The 22,906-nt window shown below is 72.5% G+C and carries 22 protein-coding genes and 1 pseudogene; 16 read left to right on the plus strand and 7 right to left on the minus strand.

All coding sequences use genetic code 11. The features are described from left to right. Nucleotides 1–88: 88 nt before the first annotated feature. The 3 genes from OHA89_RS29265 to OHA89_RS29275 all read left to right on the plus strand — a co-directional run bounded on the left by OHA89_RS29265 (nucleotide 89) and on the right by OHA89_RS29275 (nucleotide 3,316). Entirely contained in the window at nucleotides 89–1,078 is a 990-nt protein-coding gene (locus tag OHA89_RS29265; RefSeq protein ID WP_266610688.1) for a PP2C family protein-serine/threonine phosphatase, read from the plus strand. A 307-nt stretch (nucleotides 1,079–1,385) separates the two neighbouring features. Next, nucleotides 1,386–2,726 (plus strand): transcriptional regulator, encoded by a 1,341-nt coding sequence (locus OHA89_RS29270; protein WP_266610690.1) that lies wholly within the window; start codon nucleotides 1,386–1,388, stop codon nucleotides 2,724–2,726. A 62-nt stretch (nucleotides 2,727–2,788) separates the two neighbouring features. After that, nucleotides 2,789–3,316, plus strand: a complete 528-nt coding sequence (locus OHA89_RS29275; RefSeq protein WP_406367462.1) for an NUDIX hydrolase — start codon at nucleotides 2,789–2,791, stop codon at nucleotides 3,314–3,316. Between the two features lie 3 nt (nucleotides 3,317–3,319). Here OHA89_RS29275 and OHA89_RS29280 read toward each other — a convergent pair whose 3' ends face one another. After that, nucleotides 3,320–4,222 carry a 3-hydroxybutyryl-CoA dehydrogenase gene (locus OHA89_RS29280; RefSeq protein ID WP_215149646.1) on the minus strand — a complete coding sequence of 301 codons (903 nt, stop codon included), beginning with the start codon at nucleotides 4,220–4,222 and terminating at the stop codon, nucleotides 3,320–3,322. 153 nt (nucleotides 4,223–4,375) lie between these two features. Here OHA89_RS29280 and OHA89_RS29285 point away from each other — a divergent pair, with 153 nt between their 5' ends. Beyond that, nucleotides 4,376–5,620 (plus strand): glycoside hydrolase family 10 protein, encoded by a 1,245-nt coding sequence (locus tag OHA89_RS29285; protein WP_266610695.1) that lies wholly within the window; start codon nucleotides 4,376–4,378, stop codon nucleotides 5,618–5,620. A gap of 1 nt (nucleotide 5,621) precedes the next feature. Here OHA89_RS29285 and OHA89_RS29290 read toward each other — a convergent pair whose 3' ends face one another. Both OHA89_RS29290 and OHA89_RS29295 read right to left on the minus strand, forming a co-directional pair. Beyond that, a complete protein-coding gene (locus OHA89_RS29290) occupies nucleotides 5,622–5,819 on the minus strand; it encodes a DUF1918 domain-containing protein (protein ID WP_215149648.1) in 198 nt (65 codons plus the stop codon). A gap of 57 nt (nucleotides 5,820–5,876) precedes the next feature. After that, the gene (locus tag OHA89_RS29295; protein WP_266610698.1) at nucleotides 5,877–6,794 is read right to left on the minus strand and encodes a DMT family transporter; all 918 of its coding nucleotides are present in this window, start codon (nucleotides 6,792–6,794) and stop codon (nucleotides 5,877–5,879) included. On the opposite strand from OHA89_RS29295, the pseudogene OHA89_RS29300 reads away from it, so the two are divergent. The 8 genes and pseudogenes from OHA89_RS29300 (at nucleotide 6,793) to OHA89_RS29335 (ending at nucleotide 14,550) form a co-directional block, all read left to right on the plus strand. Further along, a pseudogene (locus tag OHA89_RS29300) lies at nucleotides 6,793–8,236 on the plus strand (PLP-dependent aminotransferase family protein). The gene OHA89_RS29295 and the pseudogene OHA89_RS29300 sit on opposite strands and share 2 nt — an antisense overlap. Nucleotides 8,237–8,267: 31 nt before the next feature. Continuing rightward, nucleotides 8,268–8,843, plus strand: coding sequence for a histidine phosphatase family protein (locus tag OHA89_RS29305; RefSeq protein ID WP_266610702.1), 576 nt, complete (start codon nucleotides 8,268–8,270; stop codon nucleotides 8,841–8,843). A gap of 40 nt (nucleotides 8,844–8,883) precedes the next feature. Next, nucleotides 8,884–9,636, plus strand: a complete 753-nt coding sequence (locus tag OHA89_RS29310; protein ID WP_266610703.1) for an N-acetyltransferase — start codon at nucleotides 8,884–8,886, stop codon at nucleotides 9,634–9,636. Between the two features lie 86 nt (nucleotides 9,637–9,722). Continuing rightward, nucleotides 9,723–10,751, plus strand: a complete 1,029-nt coding sequence (gene argC, locus OHA89_RS29315) for an N-acetyl-gamma-glutamyl-phosphate reductase (protein WP_266610704.1) — start codon at nucleotides 9,723–9,725, stop codon at nucleotides 10,749–10,751. Then, nucleotides 10,748–11,905, plus strand: coding sequence for a bifunctional glutamate N-acetyltransferase/amino-acid acetyltransferase ArgJ (argJ, locus tag OHA89_RS29320; RefSeq protein WP_266610705.1), 1,158 nt, complete (start codon nucleotides 10,748–10,750; stop codon nucleotides 11,903–11,905). The genes argC and argJ overlap by 4 nt, the downstream gene beginning before the upstream one ends. Beyond that, the gene (gene argB, locus OHA89_RS29325) at nucleotides 11,902–12,810 is read left to right on the plus strand and encodes an acetylglutamate kinase (protein WP_266610706.1); all 909 of its coding nucleotides are present in this window, start codon (nucleotides 11,902–11,904) and stop codon (nucleotides 12,808–12,810) included. Before argJ ends, argB begins: the two co-directional genes overlap by 4 nt. After that, nucleotides 12,807–14,006 carry an acetylornithine transaminase gene (locus OHA89_RS29330; RefSeq protein ID WP_266610707.1) on the plus strand — a complete coding sequence of 400 codons (1,200 nt, stop codon included), beginning with the start codon at nucleotides 12,807–12,809 and terminating at the stop codon, nucleotides 14,004–14,006. Before argB ends, OHA89_RS29330 begins: the two co-directional genes overlap by 4 nt. Before the next feature lie 7 nt (nucleotides 14,007–14,013). Next, nucleotides 14,014–14,550: an arginine repressor gene (locus OHA89_RS29335; RefSeq protein WP_257557104.1), complete on the plus strand. Its 537-nt coding sequence runs from the start codon at nucleotides 14,014–14,016 to the stop codon at nucleotides 14,548–14,550. A 13-nt stretch (nucleotides 14,551–14,563) separates the two neighbouring features. Here the strand turns inward: OHA89_RS29335 and OHA89_RS29340 are convergent, their stop codons facing one another. Genes OHA89_RS29340 through OHA89_RS29350 form a run of 3 tightly spaced genes read right to left on the minus strand, consistent with a single transcriptional unit; the run spans nucleotide 14,564 to nucleotide 17,268 of the window. Beyond that, complete coding sequence (locus OHA89_RS29340) at nucleotides 14,564–15,259, minus strand: L,D-transpeptidase (protein WP_406368630.1); 696 nt, start codon at nucleotides 15,257–15,259, stop codon at nucleotides 14,564–14,566. 6 nt (nucleotides 15,260–15,265) lie between these two features. Beyond that, nucleotides 15,266–15,847, minus strand: coding sequence for a pyridoxamine 5'-phosphate oxidase family protein (locus OHA89_RS29345; RefSeq protein WP_266610708.1), 582 nt, complete (start codon nucleotides 15,845–15,847; stop codon nucleotides 15,266–15,268). 5 nt (nucleotides 15,848–15,852) lie between these two features. Next, nucleotides 15,853–17,268 (minus strand): HEAT repeat domain-containing protein, encoded by a 1,416-nt coding sequence (locus tag OHA89_RS29350; protein WP_406367466.1) that lies wholly within the window; start codon nucleotides 17,266–17,268, stop codon nucleotides 15,853–15,855. A 167-nt stretch (nucleotides 17,269–17,435) separates the two neighbouring features. On the opposite strand from OHA89_RS29350, the gene OHA89_RS29355 reads away from it, so the two are divergent. Both OHA89_RS29355 and argH read left to right on the plus strand, forming a co-directional pair. Continuing rightward, nucleotides 17,436–18,629, plus strand: coding sequence for an argininosuccinate synthase (locus tag OHA89_RS29355; RefSeq protein WP_266610710.1), 1,194 nt, complete (start codon nucleotides 17,436–17,438; stop codon nucleotides 18,627–18,629). 95 nt (nucleotides 18,630–18,724) lie between these two features. Further along, nucleotides 18,725–20,152, plus strand: a complete 1,428-nt coding sequence (argH, locus tag OHA89_RS29360) for an argininosuccinate lyase (RefSeq protein WP_215149660.1) — start codon at nucleotides 18,725–18,727, stop codon at nucleotides 20,150–20,152. Nucleotides 20,153–20,206: 54 nt separating this feature from the next. Here argH and OHA89_RS29365 read toward each other — a convergent pair whose 3' ends face one another. Continuing rightward, a complete protein-coding gene (locus tag OHA89_RS29365) occupies nucleotides 20,207–20,716 on the minus strand; it encodes an HAD domain-containing protein (protein ID WP_266610712.1) in 510 nt (169 codons plus the stop codon). A 90-nt stretch (nucleotides 20,717–20,806) separates the two neighbouring features. On the opposite strand from OHA89_RS29365, the gene OHA89_RS29370 reads away from it, so the two are divergent. Both OHA89_RS29370 and OHA89_RS29375 read left to right on the plus strand, forming a co-directional pair. After that, entirely contained in the window at nucleotides 20,807–21,358 is a 552-nt protein-coding gene (locus tag OHA89_RS29370; protein WP_215149661.1) for a TetR/AcrR family transcriptional regulator, read from the plus strand. Beyond that, nucleotides 21,355–22,899, plus strand: a complete 1,545-nt coding sequence (locus tag OHA89_RS29375) for an MFS transporter (protein WP_266610714.1) — start codon at nucleotides 21,355–21,357, stop codon at nucleotides 22,897–22,899. Before OHA89_RS29370 ends, OHA89_RS29375 begins: the two co-directional genes overlap by 4 nt. Nucleotides 22,900–22,906: the final 7 nt, after the last annotated feature.

Below are 22,906 nucleotides of genomic sequence, written 5' to 3' on the forward strand. Positions count from 1 at the left end.
CCCTCACTCGTTCGGGTGAGAACGCGGGCGACCCGTGTCCGGGCCTGCGGGTGATCGGCACAATCATTGCGGCCGAGGGGAGGCCGTGATGATCGGGGAGATGCCCCAGGTGCGCCGGGTGTGCGTCTTCGCGTGGGGCGGCGCCGCGGTGTCCTGGGAGTTGTCCACCCCGGGGCGGCTGGTACCGAGCCTGGCCACGTGCGCGGCGTTCCTGCTGCTGGCGACGGGCTGCGCCCTGCACATCCGGCGCGGGCTGGTCGCGGAGCTGAGGCGTTCGCAGGAGATCGCGGGGGCCGCGCAGCGGGCACTGCTGCGGCCGCTGCCGAGACGGATGGACGGGCTGACCCTGGCCGCCGCGCAGCTGTCGGCGAGCCGGGGCGCGACGGTGGGCGGCGACCTGTACGAGGCCGTGCCGACGGTGCACGGCGTCCGGGTGGTCATCGGGGACGTACGGGGGCACGGGCTGCCGGCGCTGGGGGCGGCCGCGGCGGTCCTGGGGGCCTTCCGCGAAGCGGCGTACGACGAGGTGTCGCTGGGCGGCGTAATGGTGCGGATGGAGCGGGCGCTGGGCCGCCACGTCCGTGACCGGGCCCGGGCCGAGCACCCGTCGGCCTGCCCGGCCGAGCCGGAGTCCCCGTCGGCCGAGGAGTTCGTGACGGTCCTGCTCCTCCAGATCGCCCCGGACGGCACCCTCCTGGCCCTGAACTGCGGCCACCCCTGGCCGTACCTGCTGCGCAGCTGGGGCTTCGCGCCGGGCCCCGCGCATCGGCTCACCGACGTGCGGGCGCTGGACGGCGAGACCATGCCGCCGCTCGGGGTCCTGCCGCTGCCGCGCGATCCGCAACCGCACGCCTGCGGTGAACTGCGGCCCGGGGAGACGCTGTTCCTGCACACCGACGGTGCCGGGGAGGCCCGGAATGCCGCCGGCGCGTTCTTCCCCCTGCAGAGCGTCCTCGCAGAGGCACCGCTCACGCCCGCGCGGCTGGTCGCGGGCGTGCACGCGGCCCTGCTCCGGCACACCGGCGGGCGGCTCGCCGACGACGTCGCCCTGCTGGTGCTCCGCGACGACCGGAGCTGACCGGATCCGGCCGAATGGCCGGTCCCGCCGGGCCCGGCGACCAACCGGGCACCGGCGGGAACCGGCACGCCGCCCGTCTGCCGTGGAGTGTCGGGCAGACAGCAGAACGGGCGGCGCGGTGACGGGTCGTCGCACTGTACGAGGGGGAGCCGACGACCCGGGCTGCCTCTTGGCGAGGCCCTTAAGTGAAGCGCCCCGCGGACCCCCGGCGGCAGAGTGCGTATCGCATTTATGCGCGTACTTCGTTCACACCCCGTGTGAACGAAGTACCCACTAGCCTGAGACCGACGAGCCCCGGGAGCGGCCCATGCAGCCCAATGTCCTGCTCGACGCCCTCCTCGCCGAGGCGGGCATGTCCCACGCCGGACTCGCCGCGTACGTGAACCAGGCGGGCCGCACCCGCGGACTCGCCCTGCGCTACGAACACACCGCCGTCGCCCGGTGGTTGAAGGGCCAGAGGCCCCGCGGGCAGGTCCCCGACCTGATCTGCGAGGTGCTCGGCGGCCGGCTGAAGCGGCCCGTCGGGCTGGACGACGTCGGTTTCGGAGTGCCGGGGCTGCCCGCCTCCCCGCACGCCTCCCCGCTCAGCGGATTCGTGGACCGCGCCGCCGCTCTGTGGCGTGCCGACGGGCAGGCCCGGCCCCAACTGCTCACCGCGCAGGCCGTCAACGGAACCCCCGCCGTCATGCCGGTCTGGGAGTGGGAGAACCCGCCCGAGGACGCCGACGTATCCCGCGAGGGCCCGGACCGGATCGGGCCCGAGCACATCGAGATCCTGCGGGCCGCCCGCGCGCACTACGAGCTGATGTACCGCCGGGCGGGCGGGGTGGCCACCCGGGACCGGATCGTGCGCTTCCTCGGCAGCGAGACGGCGCCCATGCTGCGCGGCAGTTACCCCGACGCCCTCGGCCGGCGGCTGCACCGGGCCACCGGGTCCCTCGTGGCGGTGGCGGGGATCTGCGCGTACGACTCGGACGCCCACGGGCTCGCCCAGCGCTACTTCCACCAGGCCCTGCGGCTGGCCAAGGCGAGCGGCGACCGCGGGCTCGGGGCGTACGTGATCGCGCTGATCGTCAACCAGTCCCTGCACCTGCGGGAGTACCGCCAGGCGGTGGCCTTCGCCGAGGCCGCGCTGCGCGCCGCCGGCCGGCACACCACCCCGGCGCTGGCCGCCGACCTGTACGCGATGCAGGCCAAGGCCTACGCCCAACTTGGCGACACCCGGGCCGCATTGAACTGCATCCGGCACGCCGAGGCGGCGGCCGAGCGGATCACTCCGGGCGCCGAACCGGACGAGACCGGCTACGTACAGCCGGGGCTGGTCAACGTCCAGGTCGCCGAGGCGCTGCTCGGTCTGGGGGATCTCGCCGCCGCGCACGAGCAGGCGACCGCGGCCGTCGGCACCCCCGCGCACGACCGGGGCCGGGTGCACCGCCTCGCGATGCTGTGTGAGATCCAGCTGCGGCAGGGAGAGGCGGACCGGGCGGTGGCGGCCGCGGCCGAAATGGCCGAACGGGCCAAGGGGATGGAGTCGCTGCGGCTCCGCGACCGGTTGCGGGCGGTCCGCGAACAGCTGCTGACCAGCGGTTGTTCGGGCGCGGAGGAGACCGCCCAGCTCATCGACGGGGCGCTGCGCGTTCCCCTGTGACGGCTTCAACTGCTGCCATATTGCCACCGATCCGAACGGAAGGCGGCACAACCGTGCAGTGGATGAACCTGAGTGAGCAGACCGTGTACAAGAACCGCTGGTTCGACGTGAATCTCGCCGATGTGGAACTCCCCGACGGCCGGCACCTGGACCACTTCGTGATCCGGCTGCGCCCGGTCGCCGTCGCCACGGCCGTCAACGAGGCCAACGAGGTGCTGCTGCTGTGGCGGCACCGGTTCATCACCGACAGCTGGGGCTGGGAGCTGCCCGCCGGGGTGGTCGAGGACGGGGAGTCCCTCGAGTGCGCGGCGGCGCGGGAGATGGAGGAGGAGTCGGGCTGGCGACCCGGCCCGCTCCGGCACCTGATGACCGTGGAGCCGTCCAACGGGCTGACCGATGCCCGCCACCACCTCTACTGGGCGGACGGGGCGACGTACATCGGCCACCCCGAGGACGGCTTCGAGTCCTCGCGCCGGGAGTGGGTCCCGCTCAAGCTGGTGCCGGACATGATCGCGCGCGGGGAGATTCCGGCCGCCAACATGGCGGCCGGGCTGCTCCTGCTGCACCACCTCAGGCTCGGCCGGCCGTAGGACTCAGCCGTACGGGTAGAAGCCCGAGCCGGTCTTGCGGCCCAGGCGGCCCGCGTCGACCATCCGCTGGAGCAGCGGGGGAGCGGCGTACAGCGGCTCCTTGAACTCGGCGTACATGGAGTCGGCCACCGAGGCCACGGTGTCCAGGCCGATCAGGTCCGCCAGCTTCAGCGGGCCCATCGGGTGGGCGCAGCCCAGCTCCATGCCGTTGTCGATGTCCTCGCGGCTCGCGATCCCGGACTCGAACATCCGGATCGCGGACAGCAGGTACGGGATGAGGAGCGCGTTGACCACGAAGCCGGACCGGTCCTGGGCGCGGATCGCGTGCTTGCCCAGCACGTCCCGCACCAGGGCCTCGGCGCGCTTCACCGTCTCCTCGCCCGTGGTCAGCGCCGGGATCAGCTCGACGAGCTGCTGCACCGGGGCCGGGTTGAAGAAGTGGATGCCGATGACCTGGTCGGGGCGCGAGGTCGCGACGGCCAGCTTGACCAGCGGAATCGAGGAGGTGTTGGAGGCCAGGATCGCGTCCGGGCGGGTGATCACCTGGTCGAGGACCTGGAAGATCTCCGTCTTGACCTGCTCGTTCTCGACGACGGCCTCGATCACCAGGTCGCGGTCGGCGAACTCGCCGAGGTCGGTGGTGAAGGTGAGGCGGGCCAGGGTGGCGTCCCGCTCCTCCTCGCTGATCTTGCCGCGTTCGGCGGCCTTCGTCAGGGAGTTGTGCAGCCGGGTGCGCCCGATCTCCAGGGCCTCGCCCGTGGTCTCGGCGACCTTCACCTCAAGACCGCTGCGGGCACACACCTCGGCGATGCCCGCGCCCATCTGGCCGCAGCCCACTACGCCGACGCGGGTGATGTCGGTCGGGAGGGTAGAGAGGTCCGTCACTTCGTGCCTTTCGCTGCTCATCCATCGCGGGTCCCCCGGGCTGACAGTGGTAACTGCTTTCCGGCGCCCGCCACGCCCCCCGACGTTACCCCCGACCTTGACCCCGGTGGCGGGCCGGGGCGGGCATGCTGGGCGGACGCAACGGGATGTCACGGAACGGAACGGAGTCGTCACATGGCGTACATCGGACGTCGGGGACTGCTGGCGGGGGCCGCGTGGGCGCTGGCGGCGGCCACGGGGGGCCGGGCTGCTTCGGCGCGGGCGGCGGCCTCCCCGCCCTCCCGCCATGCCGCGACCACGGAGTTCCGGGGCATGTGGATCGCCTCGGTGTCGAACGTGGACTGGCCCTCCGAGAGCGGGCTTCCGGCCGCGGAGCAGCGCAAGGAGCTGATCGGCCTCCTCGACACCGCGGTGCGGCGCCGCCTGAACGCGGTGATCCTCCAGGTCAGGCCGGCGGCCGACGCGCTGTGGCCCTCGCGGCTGGAACCCTGGTCGCAGTGGCTGACGGGGGAGCAGGGGGTGGATCCGGGCTGGGACCCGCTGGGTACGGCCGTCACCGAAGCGCACGCCCGCGGCCTGGAACTGCACGCCTGGTTCAACCCGTACCGCGTGGCCAACCACACCGACCCGGACCGGCTGGCCCCCGAGCACCCGGCCCGGCGCAACCCCGACTGGACCGTGGAGTACGGCGGCAAGATCTTCTACAACCCCGGCCTGCCCGAGGTGCGGCTCTTCGTCCAGGAGGCCATGCTCGACGCGGTCTCCCGCTACCCGGTGGACGGGGTGCACTGGGACGACTACTTCTACCCCTACCCGGTGGAGGGAGAGGAGTTCGACGACGACGCGGCCTACGAGGAGTACGGGGCGGACTTCCCCTCCCGGTCCGACTGGCGCCGCCACAACACCGACACCCTGGTCCGCGAGATGTCCGCGCGGCTGCGGGAGGTCCGGCCCGCCGCCCGGTTCGGCGTCAGCCCGTTCGCGGTGTGGCGCAACTCCGACCGGGACCCGCTCGGTTCACCCACGCGGGCGGGCCTGGGAACGTACGACGACCTGTACGCGGACACCCGCAAGTGGGTCAAGGAGGGCTGGATCGACTACATCGTGCCGCAGGCCTACTGGCACATCGGGCACCCGACCGCCGACTACGCGGACGTCGTCCCCTGGTGGGCGCGGACGGTGGCGGGCACGGGCGTGCAGCTGTACGTGGGGGAGGCGCTGTACCGCTGCGAAGCGGACAGCCCCACCCCGGCCTGGCGCGATCCGGGGGAGCTGTCCCGCCACGTCACCTTCGCGAGGAAGTATCCGGAGGTCCGCGGCCACGCCTGGTTCTCGGCGAAGCACGTGGCCGCGGACCCCAACGGAGCGATGGCGCGGGTGGTCGCCGACCACTACGGATCGGCGGCGGCGCCGCGCTGATTCAGTGCTCGGACTCTCCTGGGTGGCGGACCGTGCAGTCGGGTCCGGGGGCCATGAGGGCCTCGTGACCGTCCTGGAAGCGGACCCGGTACGGGGGGGTTCCGTTCTCGCCCAGCACCTGGGTGATCTCGCCCACCTTGTCGTGCTGTCCGACGATCCTGCCGTGCTGCACCAGCTGGTCGCCCTCGGTCGCGCGCATAACTGACCTCCTCGGTGGCGGTCCGATCCGGTGCTAGCAGTTTAGGTCGTTCCGGGGCTATTTGACCCGTTGGGTGACGGCAATGCAGACGAGGACCGCGCAGGCGGCCACCGGGGCGGCGGGGGACAGGTGCTCGCCGAGCAGCGCCACCGACCAGACCAGGGTCAGCAGGGGCTGGGCGAGCTGGAGCTGGCTGGCCCGGGGTGCGCCGATCTCGGCCATGCCGCGGTACCAGACGTACAGGCCGAGGAAGGTGGAACCGGCCGCCGCCCAGATCAGGCCGGCCAGCCCGTGCCCGGTGAGGTGGACCGGCTCGTACGCGAGCCCCAGCGCGGAGCCGGCCAGGGTGAGCGGCAGGCACAGCACCAGAGCCCAGCCGATCACCTGCCAGCCGGGCAGCGTACGGGCGAGCCGGCCGCCCTCGGTGTATCCGGCGGCGCACACCAGCAGGGCGCCGAACAGGTAGGCGTCGCCGGCCGAGAGCGAGCCGCCGCTCTGGGTCGCGGTGAAGGCGAGGACCACGGCGGCCCCGGCCAGGGCGGCGCACCAGAACCGGCGCGAGGGCCGGGCCCCGGTGCGCACCGCGGAGAGCGCGGCCGTCGTCAGCGGGAGCAGCCCGACCACCACGGCGGCGTGCGAGGTCGTGGAGGTGGTCAGCGCGAGAGTGGTGAGCAGCGGGAATCCCACGACCACCCCGGCGGCCACGACGGCCAGCCCCGCCCAGTGCTCACGGGCGGGCAGCGGGACCCGCAGGGCCAGCAGGAAGCCGCCGGCGATGACGGCCGCGAGGACGCTGCGCAGCGCGACGAGCGACCAGGGGCCGAAGCTCTCCAGGCCCCATGCGGTGGCGGGGAAGGTCAGGGAAAACGCGACGACGCCGAGTGAGGCGAGGAGGGTGCCCCGGGTGCGAGTCGGGGTCGCGAAGTCCTCAACCGCTACCGTGGCCGGCAGAGTAGCGCTATTCTGTGCTGTCATGTACGAGCGTAGCAGTGTCGCGGAACTGGCAGAATCCCTGCGGTCCGAACTCAACCGCTACTCGGTGGGTGGAAAGCTCCCGTCGAGTCGGGCTCTGGTCGAGCGCTACCGGGTCAGCCCCGTCACCGTCTCCCGGGCCCTCGCGCAGCTCGCCGCCGAGGGCCTCGTCGTCACCCGGCCCGGCGCCGGGGTCTTCCGCGCCCGGCCGCGTACGTCGGCGCCCGCGCCCGGGGACACCTCCTGGCAGGAGGTCGCCCTCAGTGCCGAGGGCGCCGGTGAGATCGTCCCGCGCTCCGTGGACGCCACCGGGGTACTGAGCTCGCTGACCACCCCGCCCCCCGGGGTGATCGAGCTCAACGGCGGCTACCTGCACCCCTCCCTCCAGCCCGAGCGGGCCATGGCCGCCGCGCTGGCCCGGGCCGGGCGGCGGCCCGGGGCGTGGCGTGGGGCGGCCGCCCGTCGAGGGGCTGCCCGAGCTGCGCGACTGGTTCGCCCGGGAGATCGGCGGACCGGTCGTGGCCGCCGATGTGCTGGTCACCGCGGGCGGGCAGAGCGCGCTGGCCACCGCCCTGCGGGCGCTCGCCCCGCCCGGGGCGCCGATCCTGGTGGAGTCGCCGACCTACCCCGGACTGCTGGCCATCGCCCGCGCCTCCGGCTGCCGGCCCGTGCCGGTGCCGGTGGACGCCGAGGGGGTCCGGCCGGAGCTGCTCGCCGCCGCCTTCGAAGCCACCGGGGCGCGGGTCTTCGTATGCCAGCCGCTGTTCCAGAACCCGACCGGGGCCGTGCTGGCTCCCGGGCGGCGGGCCGAGGTGCTGCGGATCGCCCGGGCCGCCGGGGCCTTCGTCGTCGAGGACGACTACGCCCGGGCCCTGGCCCACGAGGACTGCGGGCCGCTGCCCGCCACACTGGCCGCCGAGGACGCCGACGGCGTGGTGGTGCACGTCCGGTCCCTGACCAAGGCGACCTCGCCCAGCCTGCGGGTGGGCGCCCTGGCCGCCCGGGGGCCGGTCGTGGACCGGCTGCGCGCCATCCAGGTCGTGGACAGCTTCTTCGTCCCCCGGCCGCTCCAGGAAGCCGCCCTGGAGCTGGTCGGGGCGCCCGCCTGGCCGCGCCACCTGAGGACCGTGGCCGCCGAGCTCCGCCACCGCCGGGACGTCCTGGCCGGGGCACTGCGGCGGGAGCTGCCCGGGCTCGAACTGCCGCATCTGCCCTCCGGCGGCTACCAGTTGTGGGTGCGGCCGGGCGGCGGGGGAGACGACACCGGGTTCGTGGCAGCCGCCCTGCGCGCCGGGGTCGCGGTCGCGCCCGGCCGTCCGTACTTCTGCGCGGAGCCGCCCGGTCCGCACGTCCGGCTGAGCTTCGCCGGGGTGTCGGGGCCCGGCGAGCTGGTGGAAGCGGTGCAGCGGCTGCGGGCAAGACACCCCCTGGGCACAGACGCTTGACCCCGTGCGGCGCGCGGCCCACCATCACCGCATGCATGTTCGGGTCTCGCTCGTTGCCGCAGCCCGTGGTTCCTCGCTGCTCACCGAGCGCTTCGACGACGACCGCCCGCTCGACGGGGCAGGCTGGCACGCGGTGGAGTCCGCCGCCCCCGGGCTGGTCCCGCTGGGCGCCGCCGAGCTGCGCTACTGCTCGCCCACCCCGCGCAGCAGGGCCACCGGCGAGGCGCTCGGGTACGCGCCGCTCGCCCAGCCCGCGCTCCGCGAGTGCGACATGGGCCGCTGGCGGGGGCTGACCCTCGCCGAGGTGACCGCCCGCGAGCCGGGGGCGGTGGACCTCTGGCTCACCGACCCGCGCGCCGCCCCGCACGGCGGCGAGTCGCTGCTCGCCTTCATCTCCCGGATCGGCGGCTGGCTCGACACCAGGCCGGCCGACGACGGGGGCGCGATCGTGGCGGTGGCGGAGCCCTCGGTGGTCCGGGCGGCCCTGGTCTACGCGCTGAAGGCGCCTCCGCTGACCTACTGGAACGTGGACGTGCGGCCGCTGTCCACGATGACCCTGACGGGCTGGTCGGGGCGCTGGCACCTCTCGCTTCAAGCCCCGGTGTAATGCGGTTGAGGCCCGCCCGGCGGGCTCCTAGCCTGCGGACATGACCGGAACAACGATCACCACACTGGCGGAGCGGCCCGAACTGGCGGACCGGCTCTGGGACATGCCGGACTCCTGGCCGGCCTTCGCCGAACACGATGCGCTCGCCTGGCTGCTGTATCCCCGGATGGTCGCCGAGCTGCCGGAGTACGTCCTGATCGCCACGGACGGCGACGCGGTGGTCGCCCGGGGGTTCAGCGTCCCCTTCGCCCAGCACGCGCCGGGCCGCGGCGGGGTGCTGCCCGCGCAGGGCTGGGACCGGATCCTGATGTGGGCCTTCTCCGACCTGCGGCGCGGGATCGCGCCCGACACGGTGAGCGCGATCGAGATCAGCGTCGCCACGGACCGGCAGGGCGAGGGCCTGTCCGGCCGGATGCTGGCCGCGATGCGGGAGAACGCCCGAGCCCGCGGTTTCACCGAGGTCGTGGCGCCGGTCCGGCCGAGCGGAAAGCCGGCCGAGCCGGACACCTCCATCCACGAGTACGCGTACCGCACCCGCGAGGACGGCCTCCCGTACGACCCCTGGCTGCGCGTCCACGTCCGCGCGGGCGGCGTCATCGACTCGGTGGCCCCCCTCTCGATGACGATCACCGGCTCGCTCCCCCAGTGGCGCGAGTGGACCGGCCTCCCCTTCGACACCCCGGGCCCGGTCCGGGTCCCAGGCGCCCTCGCCCCGGTCCACTGCGCACCGGAGCAGGGCCACGCGGTCTACGTCGAACCGAACGTCTGGGTCCGCCACGCCCTGACCGGGTGATCCCGCAGCGCCCACGGACAGCCGCACAGGGCTTTGCATAAACGTGCGGAGATACGTATAGTCATGCCATCGACGAGGAGGGTCCGATGGCGGTACGTGTAGCGGTGGCCGGTGCGAGCGGGTACGCGGGCGGTGAAGTCCTGCGCCTGCTGCTCTCGCACCCCGAGGTGGAGATCGGCGCGCTGACCGGCCACTCCAACGCCGGAGAGCTCCTCGGCAACCTGCAGCCGCACCTCGTGCCGCTCGCGGGGCGGACCCTGGAGGCGACCACCCCCGAGGTCCTCGCCGGGCACGATGTCGTGTTCCTCGCGCTTCCGCACGGCCAGTCCGCCGCCGTCGCCGCCCAGCTCGGCGAGGACGTCCTCGTCGTCGACATGGGCGCCGACCACCGGCTCAAGGACTCGGCCGACTGGGACAAGTTCTACGGAGCCCCGCACGCCGGGACCTGGCCGTACGGGCTTCCCGAGCTGCCGGGCGGGCGCGCCGCGCTGGAAGGCACCAAGCGCATCGCCGTCCCCGGCTGCTTCCCCACCGCCGTCTCCCTCGCGCTGTTCCCGGCGTACCAGGCGCAGCTCGCCGAGCCGGACGCCGTGATCGTCGCCGCCACCGGCACCTCCGGCGCGGGCAAGGCGCTCAAGACGCACCTGCTCGGCGCCGAGGTGATGGGCAACGTCACCCCGTACGGAGTGGGCGGAGGCCACCGGCACACACCCGAGATGGTGCAGAACCTGTCCCCGTTCGCGGGCACCAGGGTCTCCGTCTCCTTCACCGCGAACCTCGTACCCATGGCGCGCGGCATCCTCGCCACCTGCTCGGCCAAGGCCCTGCCCGGCACCACCGCCGAGTCGCTGCGCGCCGCCTACGAGAAGGCGTACGCCGACGAGCCGTTCGTCCACCTGCTGCCCGAGGGCCGGTGGCCGTCCACCAAGTCCGTGCACGGCTCGAACGCCGTCCACGTCCAGGTCGCCTACGACGAGTCCGCCGAGCGGATCATTGCCATCAGCGCCATCGACAACCTGACCAAGGGCACCGCCGGCGGCGCGGTCCAGAGCATGAACATCGCCCTCGGTCTCCCCGAGAGCCTGGGTCTTTCCACGATCGGAGTCGCACCGTGAGCGTCACGGCAGCACAGGGATTCACGGCAGCGGGCATCGCCGCCGGAATCAAGGCGAACGGCAACCCGGACCTGGCCCTCGTGGTCAACAACGGACCGCGCCTGGCGGCGGCGGGCGTCTTCACCTCCAACCGCGTCAAGGCCGCGCCCGTGCACTGGTCCGAGCAGGTCCTGCGCGGCGCAGCGGTCAGCGCGGTCGTCCTGAACTCCGGCGGCGCCAACGCCTGCACCGGCCCCAAGGGCTTCCAGGACACCCACGCCACCGCCGAGAAGGTGGCCGCCGTCCTGGGCGGGGAATTCAACGCCGGCGAGATCGCGGTCGCGTCCACCGGCCTGATCGGCGTCCTGCTCCCCATGGACAAGCTGCTGCGGGGTATCGACACGGCGGCCGCCGCCCTCAGCGAGGACGGCGGCGAGGCCGCGGCCGTCGCCATCAAGACCACCGACACGGTGCACAAGACGGCCACGGTCACCAAGGACGGCTGGACCGTCGGCGGCATGGCCAAGGGCGCGGGCATGCTCGCCCCGGGCCTGGCCACCATGCTCGTCGTCCTCACCACCGACGCCGACCTGGACAGCGCCACCCTCGACGAGGCGCTGCGCGCCGCCACCCGCACCACCTTCGACCGGGTCGACTCCGACGGCTGCATGTCCACCAACGACACGGTGCTGCTGCTGGCCTCCGGGGCCTCCGGCAAGGTGCCCGCGTACGAGGAGTTCGCCGAGGCCGTACGGACCGTCTGCGACGACCTGGCCCGCCAGCTGATCGGCGACGCCGAGGGCGCCAGCAAGGACATCCGCATCGAGGTCATCGGCGCGGCCAGCGAGGACGACGCGGTCGAGGTCGGCCGGTCCATCGCCCGGAACAACCTGCTCAAGTGCGCCATCCACGGCGAGGACCCGAACTGGGGCCGGGTGCTGTCCGCCATCGGCACCACCAAGGCGGCCTTCGACCCGGACCGGCTGAACGTGGCCATCAACGGGGTCTGGGTCTGCCGGAACGGCTCGGTCGGCGAGGACCGCGACCTGGTGAGCATGAAGGACCGCGAGGTCCGCATCACCGCCGACCTGTCCACCGGCACCGAGTCCGCGGTCATCTGGGCCAACGACCTGACCGCCGAGTACGTCCACGAGAACAGCGCGTACAGCTCATGAGCACCGCGAGGAAGCACACCGCGCTGCCCAAGGCCGAGATCCTCATCGAGGCCCTGCCTTGGCTGACCCGCCACAACGGCAAGGTGGTCGTCATCAAGTTCGGCGGCAACGCCATGATCGACGAGGACCTCAAGGCCGCCTTCGCCCAGGACGTGGTCTTCCTGCGCCAGGCCGGCCTCAAGCCGGTCGTGGTGCACGGCGGCGGCCCCCAGATCAACGCCCAGCTCGACAAGCAGGGACTGATCAGCGAGTTCAAGGCGGGCCTGCGCGTCACGACCCCGGAGGCCATGGACGTCGTACGGATGGTGCTGGCGGGCCAGGTCCAGCGCGAGCTGGTCGGGCTGCTGAACCAGCACGGGCCGCTCGCCGTCGGCATGACCGGCGAGGACGCCCACACCATCACCGCCACCAAGCACAGCCCGGAGATCGACGGCGAGCTCGTCGACATCGGGCGGGTCGGCGAGATCACCGCGATCGACACCGGCGCGATCGAGGCGCTGCTGGCCGACGGCCGGATCCCGGTGATCTCCTCCATCGCGCGCAGCGCCGACGACCACCATGTGTACAACGTGAACGCGGACACGGCGGCGGCCGCGCTCGCCGCCGCGCTCAGCGCCGAGACGCTGATGGTCCTCACCGACGTCGAGGGCCTCTACGCGGACTGGCCCAACAGTGACGAGGTCATCAGCAGGCTCACCGTCAGCGAGCTGGAGAAGCTGCTGCCCGAGCTGTCCAGCGGCATGGTGCCCAAGATGGAGGGCTGCCTGCACGCCGTCCGCAACGGCGTCACCACCGCCCGCGTGATCGACGGGCGGGTCCAGCATTCGATCCTGCTGGAGATCTTCACGGACGAGGGAATCGGCACGATGGTCGTGCCCGACGGACAGGGAGGGGATCCCCGGTGACCACCGGCAACGAGGAGTACCGCACCCGCTGGCAGGGTGCGCTGACCAACAACTACGGCACCCCCGCGCTGGCCCTCGTACGCGGTGAGGGCGCCCAGGTCTGGGACGCGGACGGCAAGCAGTACACCGACTTCGTCGGCGGCATCGCGGTCAACGCGCTCGGCCACGCCCACCCGGCCGTCGTCGCGGCCGTCACCGGCCAGATCCAGACCCTCGGCCACGTCTCCAACCTCTACGCCTCCGAGCCGGTCATCGCCCTCGGCGAGCGGCTGCTCCAGCTCTTCGGCCGCCCCGGCAAGGTCTTCTTCTGCAACTCCGGCGCCGAGGCCGTCGAAGCCGCCTTCAAGATCGGCCGGCTGACCGGGCGGACCCACATGGTCGCCACCACGGGCGGCTTCCACGGCCGGACCATGGGCGCCCTCGCCCTCACCGGCCAGCCGAAGAAGCAGGACCCCTTCCTGCCGCTGCCCGGCGACGTCACGCACGTTCCGTACGGCGACGCGGAGGCGCTGCGCGCCGCCGTCACCGAGCGGACCGCACTCGTCGTCATCGAACCCGTGCAGGGTGAGAACGGCGTCGTCGTCCCGCCCGCCGGATACCTGACGGCCGCCCGCGAGATCACCCGCGCCACCGGCACCCTGCTCGTCCTCGACGAGGTGCAGACCGGCATCGGCCGGTGCGGCCAGTGGTTCGAGCACCAGGCGCACGAGGGAGTCGAGCCGGACCTCGTCGCGCTCGCGAAGGGGCTGGGCGGCGGTCTGCCCATCGGCGCCGTGGTCGCCTTCGGAGCCGCCGCCGACCTGCTCCAGCCGGGTCAGCACGGCACCACCTTCGGAGGGAACCCGGTCGCCTGCGCCGCCGGACTCGCCGTCATCGACACCATCGCCGCCGAGGGCCTGCTCGAGCAGGTCAAGGCGCGCGGCGAGCGGCTGCGCTCCGGAATCGAGGCTTCCGCGCACCCGCTGGTCTCCCACGTCCGTGGTGCGGGCCTTCTGCTGGGTATCGTGCTGACCGAGCCCCTCGCGCCTCAGGTGCAGCAGGCGGCTCAGGATGCCGGTTACCTGGTCAACGCGCCCGCCCCCGACGTCGTACGGCTCATGCCGCCGTACGTACTCTCCGAGGCCGAGGCGGACGCGTTCCTCCGGGACCTGCCCGGCATCCTCGACGCGGCCAACGGGGACGGATCCGGGGAATGAGACGACGATGAGTCAGGCGCAGGACAACGAGCAAGGCGGGCAGGCCGTCCCGCAGACCCGCACCGCCCGCCACCGCCGGATCGTGGACATCCTCAACCGGCAGCCGGTCCGCTCCCAGAGCCAGCTGGCCAAGCTGCTCGCCGACGACGGGCTGAGCGTCACCCAGGCGACGCTCTCCCGCGACCTCGACGAGCTGGGCGCGGTGAAGATCCGCAACACCGGCGGCGAGCTGATCTACGCGGTGCCCAGCGAGGGAGGCTTCCGCACCCCGCAGGCCCCGCTCGGCGAGTCGGCGAAGGAGGAGCGCATGCGGCGCCTCTCCGGCGAACTGCTGATCTCGGCGGAGGCCTCCGCGAACCTCGTGGTCCTGCGCACCCCGCCGGGTGCGGCGCAATTCCTCGCCTCCGCGATCGACCAGGCCGAACTCCGGGAGATCCTGGGCACGATCGCGGGCGACGACACCCTGATGCTGATCAGCCGCGACCCGGCGGGCGGCCAGGCCCTGGCCGACCACCTCCTGCGCCTCGCGCAGAAGGAGGGCTAGCCCCGGAGAGGGCCTAGTAACGGGTCACGGCCAGGGCCCCGGACTCGGTGCCGATCGCGATGTGGGGGTGGCGGCGCGGGTTCGCCCAGCGCAGGATCTCCCGCATGGTCCGCTCCGGTACGGACACGCAACCGGCCGTCGCGCCCTTGCCGTTGACGTGCAGGAAGATCCCGGCGCCCCGGCCGCGCACCGGCTCGGCGTAGTTGAAGCCGATGACCAGCGCGTGCGCGTACTGCTTCTCGTACGTCACCAGGTGCTCCGCCTCGCCCGGCGCGCAGTGCGCGGGCAGCGGCTCCACCCAGCGGTTGTAGGCGGCGGACGCGTTGTCCTGGCACCACCACGAGCTGCCGGTCACCCGCCGGTAGCGGTACTCCGTACCCGCCGGCGCGTGCCGGATCCCGAAGGCGAACGGCAGGTCGTACAGCCCCGCCGGGGTGGTGTTCGTGCCCTGGGTCCGGGTCGCGCCCTCGGTGAGGCCGTTCGCCCCGAAGCGGGCGTCCGCGCTCCCGGCCTCGTACCAGCGCCCCGCCCGCCGGTCCCACCAGGTCAGCCGCCCGGTCGTGGAGCCGGGGGCGGGTGCGACGGCGGTGATCAGCTGGCTTCCGCCGCCGGTGTCGGCGAGCCGGGCGGGCAGCGTGGCGTGGCTCTGGAAGCCCTGCGGGAGCAGGGTGGTGACGATCAGTGAGCCCGTGACGAGAGCGGTACGCAGCACATGTCAGACGGTACGGGCCGGAAGGGGCAGTGGCAGCGCAGGCAGGCCGTCGAGGCTCGTCCCGATGAAATCCTTCTTCTCGCAGTACTCGGCGAACTCCTCGTCCGTCTTGCGGCCGAAGTACTCCGCGTGGAGGGTGCGCTCGGCCTCGTACTCCATGAAGGGGACGGCGTACCCGCACGTGTCGGCGATCCGGCGGGCGTGAACGAGGATGATCGCCCGCGCGGAGGGGCCGTCGGCCTCGCCGAACAGGGCGATCAGCTCTCCCCAGCGCGGGTCGTCGCGGAAGACCGCCTCGCCCTCGCCGTGCACGCGCACGATGTTGGGCGGTCCGCTGAACGCGCACCACATGAGGGTGATGCGGCCGTTCTCGCGGACGTGGGCGATGGTCTCGGCGCCGCTGCCGCCGAAGTCGAGGTACGCGAGCGTCTGCTCGTCGATGACGACGAGGGTCCCGGCGCGGCCCTTGGGGGACAGGTTGACGTGGCCGTCACCCGCGAGCGGGGCGGTGGCCGTGAAGAAGACAGGCTGCTCCTCGATGAACTTGCGCAGCCGTCCGTCTATGCGTTCGTAGAGCTTTCCCATGGTGATCAGTATCCGTCCGTCGTGGATTTCCCGGGAGGAAGTCCGAGCCTCGATCGCATCTGCCGCAGGACCCAGTCGCTGAACAGCCCCGTGCAGCGGTCCAGCAGGGCGCCGACCTCCGGGTCCCGGGCCGGCAGGGCGAGCGGCCGGTACGGGGACCAGATGCTCTGGATGTGCTGCGCGGCGATGCGCCGCAGGACCGGGTCACCGTCCGTCAGCAGCTCCACCGAGGCCCGCAATCCGGCCACACCGCCTTGCGCGTGCAGCAGCCGGTACGCGGCCCGGCGGGTGTGCGCCGGCCGGTCGGGCGCGATGCGGGCCAGCAGCCAGTCGGTGGGCAGCCGCCCGGCCGTGGCGCGCAGGCTCAGGGAGGCCTCGCGGGCCACGGCCGCCGACGGGTCGTCCAGCAGCGGGCGCAGCAGCTCGTGGTCGGTGACGTCCAGCAGCCGCAGCCCGCCCACGGCGGCGGCCCGCACCGCGTTGCCGGGGTGCGCCAGCAGCGCGCGCAGCAGCGGCGCGTCCCTGCGGCGGGCGCACTCGGCGAAGCCGGTCACGGCGTAAGGGGTGATGCTGCCCGGGTCCTCGACCAGCTCGCGGTAGTGGGCGTACGGGTCGCCGCCGTCCTGGCGGACCACCCAGCGGGCGCAGGCCCGGACCAGCCCGGAGCGGTCGGTGAGGTGCTTCCCGGCCGCGGCGGCCCGGCCGGCCCCGCGCAGGGCGGTGACCCCGGTGGCGCGAACCATCGGGAGGTGGGCGCCGACCAGGGAGTCGAAGGCCTCGTCGTCCGGCCCGTCGGCTGCCATGGCCGCGAGCGCGGCGTCCGCCCATAGCTGACTGGTCTGCGGATCCAGCTCGGCGGCGGCCAGACGGGCGAGCTCCCGCACCCCGAACTCGCCGCTCTCCAGCGACAGCCGCGCGGCGAACCGCCGGGTCGGCAGGTCCGGGCTCCCGCGCAGCTCGGCCCGCAGCCGCCCGCCGCGCAGCGCCGCGGGCAGCAGCTCCAGGGCCCAGGCGCCGTGCTCGCGGCGGCCCAGCCGCAGCAGGAGCGGGGTCAGCCGGCGCACCGTGCCCGCGGGGTCGGCGTCCAGCACCGCGCGCAGCACGCGCCGGGCCTGTTCCCGTACGGCCGGAACCCAGTCGGTGCAGCGGATCGCGACGAGTTCGAGCACAGGATCCGGCCCTCGGAGCGCGCCTTCGCGGACGTAGCCGTCGGGATGGCACAGCGCCACCACGTCCGCGCCGTTGTACGCGGTCCCGTACCGGAAGCGGTGGATGTCCCGTACCGCCTGGTCGAAGGCGATCCACGTCTCGGCCACGCCCTCGGGGAGCGGCATCGGGGTGTGACCGGGGTGCCCGCCGTCCATCAGGCGGTCCGCGCTCGCGTGCCCCGCCCGTATCGCCCGTTCCCGCCTCGCGCTCATGCGGCCGCCCCCTCCTGCTGTCCTTGCCGTGGAGCCTAGGCAAGGGAGCAGCCCTCGCGCCTCCGATATATCCGCTGGTCAGGTGGGGGCGACGAGGCTTGATTGACGAAACATACGGAGCAGTGCATAGTTATGCCTGTCGTTGATTGCACCGTAAGGAGAAACCCGTGGCCGAGCGCGTCGTACTCGCCTATTCAGGCGGCCTGGACACCTCCGTCGCCATCGGCTGGATCGCCGAGGAAACGGGCGCAGAGGTCATCGCCGTTGCCGTGGACGTCGGCCAGGGTGGCGAGGACCTGGACGTCATCCGCAAGCGCGCGCTCGCCTGCGGTGCGGTCGAAGCCGAGGTCGCGGACGCCAAGGACGAGTTCGCCGACGAGTACTGCCTTCCGGCGATCAAGGCGAACGCCCTCTACATGGACCGCTATCCGCTGGTCTCGGCGCTCTCCCGCCCGACGATCGTCAAGCACCTGGTCGCCGCCGCCCACAAGCACGGCGCCTCGATCGTCGCCCACGGCTGCACCGGCAAGGGCAACGACCAGGTCCGCTTCGAGGCCGGCATCGCCGCCCTCGGCCCCGACCTCAAGTGCATCGCCCCGGTCCGCGACTACGCGATGACCCGGGACAAGGCGATCGCCTTCGCCGAGAGGGCCGACCTCCCGATCGCGACGACCAAGAAGTCCCCGTACTCCATCGACCAGAACGTCTTCGGGCGCGCCGTCGAGACGGGCTTCCTGGAGGACATCTGGAACGCGCCGATCGAGGACATCTACGAGTACACCTCGAACCCGGCCGTCCTGCGCGAGGCCGACGAGGTCGTCATCTCCTTCAAGGCCGGCGTCCCGGTCGCCATCGACGGCAAGCCCGTCTCCGTCCTCCAGGCCATCCAGCAGCTCAACGAGCGCGCCGGAGCCCAGGGCATCGGCCGGATCGACATCGTCGAGGACCGCCTCGTCGGCATCAAGTCCCGCGAGGTGTACGAGGCGCCGGGCGCGATCGCGCTGATCACCGCCCACCAGGAGCTGGAGAACGTCACCGTCGAGCGCGAACTGGCCCGCTACAAGCGGCAGGTCGAGCAGCGCTGGGGCGAGATGGTCTACGACGGCCTGTGGTTCTCCCCGCTGAAGCGGGCGCTGGACGGCTTCATCAACGAGGCCAACCAGCACGTCACCGGTGACATCCGGATGACCCTGCACGGCGGCCGCGCCGTCGTCACCGGCCGGAAGTCGGACGAGTCGCTGTACGACTTCAACCTGGCGACCTACGACTCGGGCGACACCTTCGACCAGTCCAAGGCCCAGGGCTTCATCGAGATCTTCGGCCTCTCCTCGAAGATCGCCGCGCGCCGCGACCTCGCCTGAGGCGTAACCACGGCCGAACGGACCGCCTCCCGTTACCTCCGCGACCGGGAGGCGGTTGCACATCCCACACCATGCAGTCTTGAGGAGCAGTAGCTGTGAGCAGCAACAACGGTGACGTCCGGCTCTGGGGCGGCCGCTTCGCCGACGGCCCCGCCGAGGCCCTCGCGAAGCTGTCCGCGTCGGTCCACTTCGACTGGCGCCTCGCGCCGTACGACATCGCGGGCTCGCGTGCCCACGCGCGCGTGCTGCACAAGGCGGGCCTGCTCACGGCCGACGAGCTCGAGCGCATGATCGCCGGACTCGACCGGCTCGAGGCCGATGTCGCCGCGGGCACGTTCGTCGGCACCATCGCCGACGAGGACGTGCACACCGCACTGGAGCGCGGCCTGCTGGAGCGGCTCGGTGCCGACCTCGGCGGCAAGCTGCGGGCCGGCCGGTCCCGCAACGACCAGGTGGCCACCCTCTTCAGGATGTACCTGCGCGACCACGCCCGGCTCATCGGCGAGCTCGTCGCCGATCTCCAGGACGCGCTGGTCGGCCTCGCCGAGACCCACGCGGACGTGGCGATGCCCGGCCGGACCCACCTCCAGCACGCGCAGCCGGTGCTCTTCGCACACCACGTACTGGCCCACGTGCAGTCCCTGTCCCGGGACGCAGAGCGGCTTCGCCAGTGGGACACCCGGACCGCGGTTTCCCCGTACGGCTCGGGGGCGCTGGCCGGCTCCTCGCTCGGCCTGGACCCGGAGGCGGTCGCCGCGGACCTGGGCTTCGAGCGGGGCTCGGTCGGCAACTCCATCGACGGCACCGCCTCGCGCGACTTCGTCGCCGAGTTCGCCTTCATCACCGCGATGATCGGGATCAACCTGTCCCGGATCGCGGAGGAGATCATCATCTGGAACACGAAGGAGTTCTCCTTCGTGACCCTGCACGACGCCTTCTCCACCGGGTCGTCGATCATGCCGCAGAAGAAGAACCCGGACATCGCGGAGCTGGCGCGTGGCAAGTCGGGCCGCCTCATCGGCAACCTGACCGGCCTCCTGGCCACGCTGAAGGCGCTGCCGCTCGCGTACAACCGCGACCTCCAGGAGGACAAGGAGCCGGTCTTCGACTCCTGCGACACCCTCGAGGTCCTGCTGCCGGCCTTCACCGGCATGATGGCCACCCTCACGGTCCACCGGGAGCGGATGGAGGAACTGGCTCCGGCCGGCTTCTCGCTCGCCACCGACATCGCGGAGTGGCTGGTCAAGCAGGGCGTGCCGTTCCGCGTCGCGCACGAGGTGGCCGGTGAGTGCGTGAAGGAGTGCGAGTCGCTCGGCATCGAGCTGGACGAGCTCACGGACGAGCAGTTCGCGAAGATCTCGGAGCACCTGACGCCCGAGGTCCGCACCGTCCTGAACGTGCCCGGCGCCCTGGCCTCCCGCAACGGCCGCGGCGGCACCGCCCCTTCGGCGGTCGCGATCCAGCTGACCGAGCTCAAGGCGGACCTGGTCATCCAGCACGCCTGGGCGGCGCATAAGCAGTAGCCGACGAGCCCGGAGGGGCGGCCGGAGCACCCGCTCCGACCGCCCCTCCGGCGTTTAGGGGGCCCAGCGCGCCAGCGTCTCGAAGTCCTCGCCGGTCAGCCCGACCTGCTCGTCGACGTACATGAGCAGGGCGTGGGCGGGATGGTGCCGGTCCACGTACTCGCGGTCCATGGCCGTGATGTCGTCGTCGATCCACGCGAAGGGCCGGGCTCCCGCGTACTCCAGGACGTACTGGGTCTTCCAGAAGGTGCCGCGCGGCGCCCGGCCGTGCATCACGGGCCAGTCGATGAAGGGCAGCTTCGGCAGGCCCAGGTGCGGGCCTATCCAGTCGTTCGCCTCGTCCTTCCAGGTGGTGGCCCAGACGAGCTCGTACGCGTCGGCCAGGGCGAGCAGCCGCGCGCCGTGACCGTGGTTCAGCCAGACCCGCAGGGGCTTCGCGCTCTCGGCCTCCGTCCAGCCCGTCGGCCGCATCCGGTGGGTGCTGTAGCCCTCGGGGCGGCGCTGGGGCTTGGCGGCGTAGGGATTCAGCGGTCCGTCGACGTCGATCAGCAGCAGCGGCTTCATGTCTGCAGGATTCCTCTCCGGCTGCCCGGTCGGCAGCTTGTTTTCTGATCGAATGAGACGTGGACGTCTCATTCGGGTTATGCTTGTCTCATGGCCATGGATCGTGACCAGGTGCTCCGCGACGCGGCCGCCCTGCTTTCCCGCAAATCGACCGCCACGATGGACGAGGTCGCCCGCGCCGCCGGAATCGGGCGCGCGACCCTGCACCGGCACTTCGCCGGGCGCGACGCCCTCGTACGGGCCCTCGAGGAACTCGGCATCCGGGAGTTCGAGGTGGCCTTCGACAACGCCCGCCTCGACGAGGGCACGGCGGTGGAGGCCCTGAAGCGGCTCGTCGCCGAGGCCGAGCCCAACGCCGAGCTGCTGGCCTTCCTCGTCACCGAGAACCAGCTTTTCGAGGGCGACCAGATCCACGAGGGATGGGCCCGCCTCGACGCCCGCGTCGGCGCGCTGTTCCGGCGCGGCCAGACCGAGGGCGACATCCGGATCGACCTGAGCCCCGCCTGGCTCACCGAGGCCCTCTACGGCCTCATCGGCACCTGCGCCTGGGCCGTCATGGACGGCCGGGTCGCCGCCAAGGACTTTCAGTACATGATCATCGAGCTGCTGCTCGGTGGCGCACAACGGAGTGTGGAGAAATGACCGGAACCGAGCAGCTGAGCCTGACGAAGGGGACGGAGGTCAAGAGCCCCGGGCGCTGGCTCGCGCTCTCCGTGCTCGTCCTGGCCGTGCTGCTGGTCGCGGTGGACGCGACCGTACTCGGTCTGGCCACGCCCTCGCTCAGCGAGGACCTCAAGCCCTCCGGCACCCAGCTGCTGTGGATCGGCGACATCTACTCCTTCGTCATCGCCGGACTGCTCGTCTCCATGGGCTCCCTCGGCGACCGCATCGGCCGCAAGAAGCTCCTGCTGGTCGGCGCCACCGCCTTCGGCGCCGTCTCCGTCCTCAACGCCTACGCGACCAGCCCCGAGATGATGATCGTCGCCCGGGCCCTGCTCGGCGTGGCCGGCGCGACCCTGATGCCGTCCACCCTCGCGCTGATCCGCAACATCTTCCACGACCCCAAGGAGCGCAGCCTCGCCATCGGCATCTGGGGCGCCACCGCATCGGCCGGCGCCGCCGTAGGCCCCGTCGTCGGCGGAGCCCTGCTCCAGCACTTCTGGTGGGGCTCGGTCTTCCTCATCAACCTGCCCGTGATGGCCGCCCTGGTGATCGTGGGCATCAAGCTGCTGCCCGAGTCCAAGAACCCGGTCGCGGGCCCCTGGGACCTGTTCAGCGTCGGCCTCTCCCTCGTCGGGGTCATCGGCGTGGTCTACGCCGTCAAGGAACTCGCCACCCACGGCGTGACCTGGGGCGTCTGCGCCGCCGCCGTCATCGGCGCCGCCTGCCTCCACGCCTTCGTCCGCCGCCAGTTCACCCTGCCGTCCCCACTGCTCGACATGCGGCTCTTCAAGCACCGCGGCTTCTCCGGCGCCGTCCTCGCCGACCTGCTCACCGTGTTCGGGCTCTCCGGACTGGTCTTCTTCCTCTCCCAGTTCCTCCAGCTCGTGCAGGGCCGCGACCCGCTGGAGGCGGGCCTGGCCGAACTGCCCGCCGCCATCGGCGCGGTGGTCACCGGTCTGGTCGCGGGCCGCTACGCCCGCCGGTACTCGGTGCGCTCCGTCGTCGCCGGCGGCCTCGCCGCCATCGGCCTGGCCCTCGCCGTGCTCACCGTGATCCACAAGGAGACCGGATACCCGCTGCTCGGCGCGGCACTGCTCTTCGTCGGCCTCGGCGCCGGATTCTCCTTCACCGTCACCGCCGACGTGATCCTCTCCAGCGTGCCCAAGGAGCAGGCCGGTTCGGCCTCGGCCGTCTCCGAGACGGCGTACGAACTCGGCGCCGCCCTCGGCATCGCCCTGCTCGGCTCCATCGTGACCGGCGTCTACCAGGGCTTCACCGCCCCCGCCTCGGTCGCCGGGCCCGTCGCCGACGCCGCGCACGAATCCCTCGGCGGGGCCGTCGAAGCGGCCAGGACGCTGGATCCGGACACCGCCGGGCAGATGGTGGGAGCGGCTCAGGAGGCCTTCGTGGACGGGCTGCGACTCGCCTCCGGCGTGGGCGCGGCCGTCCTCCTGGCCACCGCCGTGGCCGCCTGGTTCCTGCTCAAGGGCCAGCGGCTCCAGGGCGGCATCGAGCACTGACGCCCCA

Source organism: Streptomyces sp. NBC_01546, assembly GCF_045208355.1.
In the GTDB taxonomy this organism is placed as follows: Bacteria; Actinomycetota; Actinomycetes; order Streptomycetales; family Streptomycetaceae; genus Streptomyces.

Excerpts from the sequence above, each read along its gene's own strand:
- OHA89_RS29290 (WP_215149648.1), bottom strand. The coding sequence starts at position 5,819 with ATGCGCGCGACCGAGGGCGACCAGCTGGTGCAGCACGGCAGGATCGTC.
- OHA89_RS29335 (WP_257557104.1), top strand. The coding sequence starts at position 14,014 with ATGAGTCAGGCGCAGGACAACGAGCAAGGCGGGCAGGCCGTCCCGCAG.
- argC (WP_266610704.1), top strand. The coding sequence starts at position 9,723 with ATGGCGGTACGTGTAGCGGTGGCCGGTGCGAGCGGGTACGCGGGCGGT.
- OHA89_RS29280 (WP_215149646.1), bottom strand. The coding sequence starts at position 4,222 with ATGAGCAGCGAAAGGCACGAAGTGACGGACCTCTCTACCCTCCCGACC.
- OHA89_RS29305 (WP_266610702.1), top strand. The coding sequence starts at position 8,268 with ATGCATGTTCGGGTCTCGCTCGTTGCCGCAGCCCGTGGTTCCTCGCTG.
- OHA89_RS29350 (WP_406367466.1), bottom strand. The coding sequence starts at position 17,268 with ATGAGCGCGAGGCGGGAACGGGCGATACGGGCGGGGCACGCGAGCGCG.
- OHA89_RS29370 (WP_215149661.1), top strand. The coding sequence starts at position 20,807 with ATGGCCATGGATCGTGACCAGGTGCTCCGCGACGCGGCCGCCCTGCTT.
- OHA89_RS29345 (WP_266610708.1), bottom strand. The coding sequence starts at position 15,847 with ATGGGAAAGCTCTACGAACGCATAGACGGACGGCTGCGCAAGTTCATC.
- OHA89_RS29375 (WP_266610714.1), top strand. The coding sequence starts at position 21,355 with ATGACCGGAACCGAGCAGCTGAGCCTGACGAAGGGGACGGAGGTCAAG.
- OHA89_RS29365 (WP_266610712.1), bottom strand. The coding sequence starts at position 20,716 with ATGAAGCCGCTGCTGCTGATCGACGTCGACGGACCGCTGAATCCCTAC.
- OHA89_RS29270 (WP_266610690.1), top strand. The coding sequence starts at position 1,386 with ATGCAGCCCAATGTCCTGCTCGACGCCCTCCTCGCCGAGGCGGGCATG.
- OHA89_RS29310 (WP_266610703.1), top strand. The coding sequence starts at position 8,884 with ATGACCGGAACAACGATCACCACACTGGCGGAGCGGCCCGAACTGGCG.
- OHA89_RS29295 (WP_266610698.1), bottom strand. The coding sequence starts at position 6,794 with ATGACAGCACAGAATAGCGCTACTCTGCCGGCCACGGTAGCGGTTGAG.
- OHA89_RS29285 (WP_266610695.1), top strand. The coding sequence starts at position 4,376 with ATGGCGTACATCGGACGTCGGGGACTGCTGGCGGGGGCCGCGTGGGCG.
- OHA89_RS29275 (WP_406367462.1), top strand. The coding sequence starts at position 2,789 with ATGAACCTGAGTGAGCAGACCGTGTACAAGAACCGCTGGTTCGACGTG.
- OHA89_RS29265 (WP_266610688.1), top strand. The coding sequence starts at position 89 with ATGATCGGGGAGATGCCCCAGGTGCGCCGGGTGTGCGTCTTCGCGTGG.
- argB (WP_266610706.1), top strand. The coding sequence starts at position 11,902 with ATGAGCACCGCGAGGAAGCACACCGCGCTGCCCAAGGCCGAGATCCTC.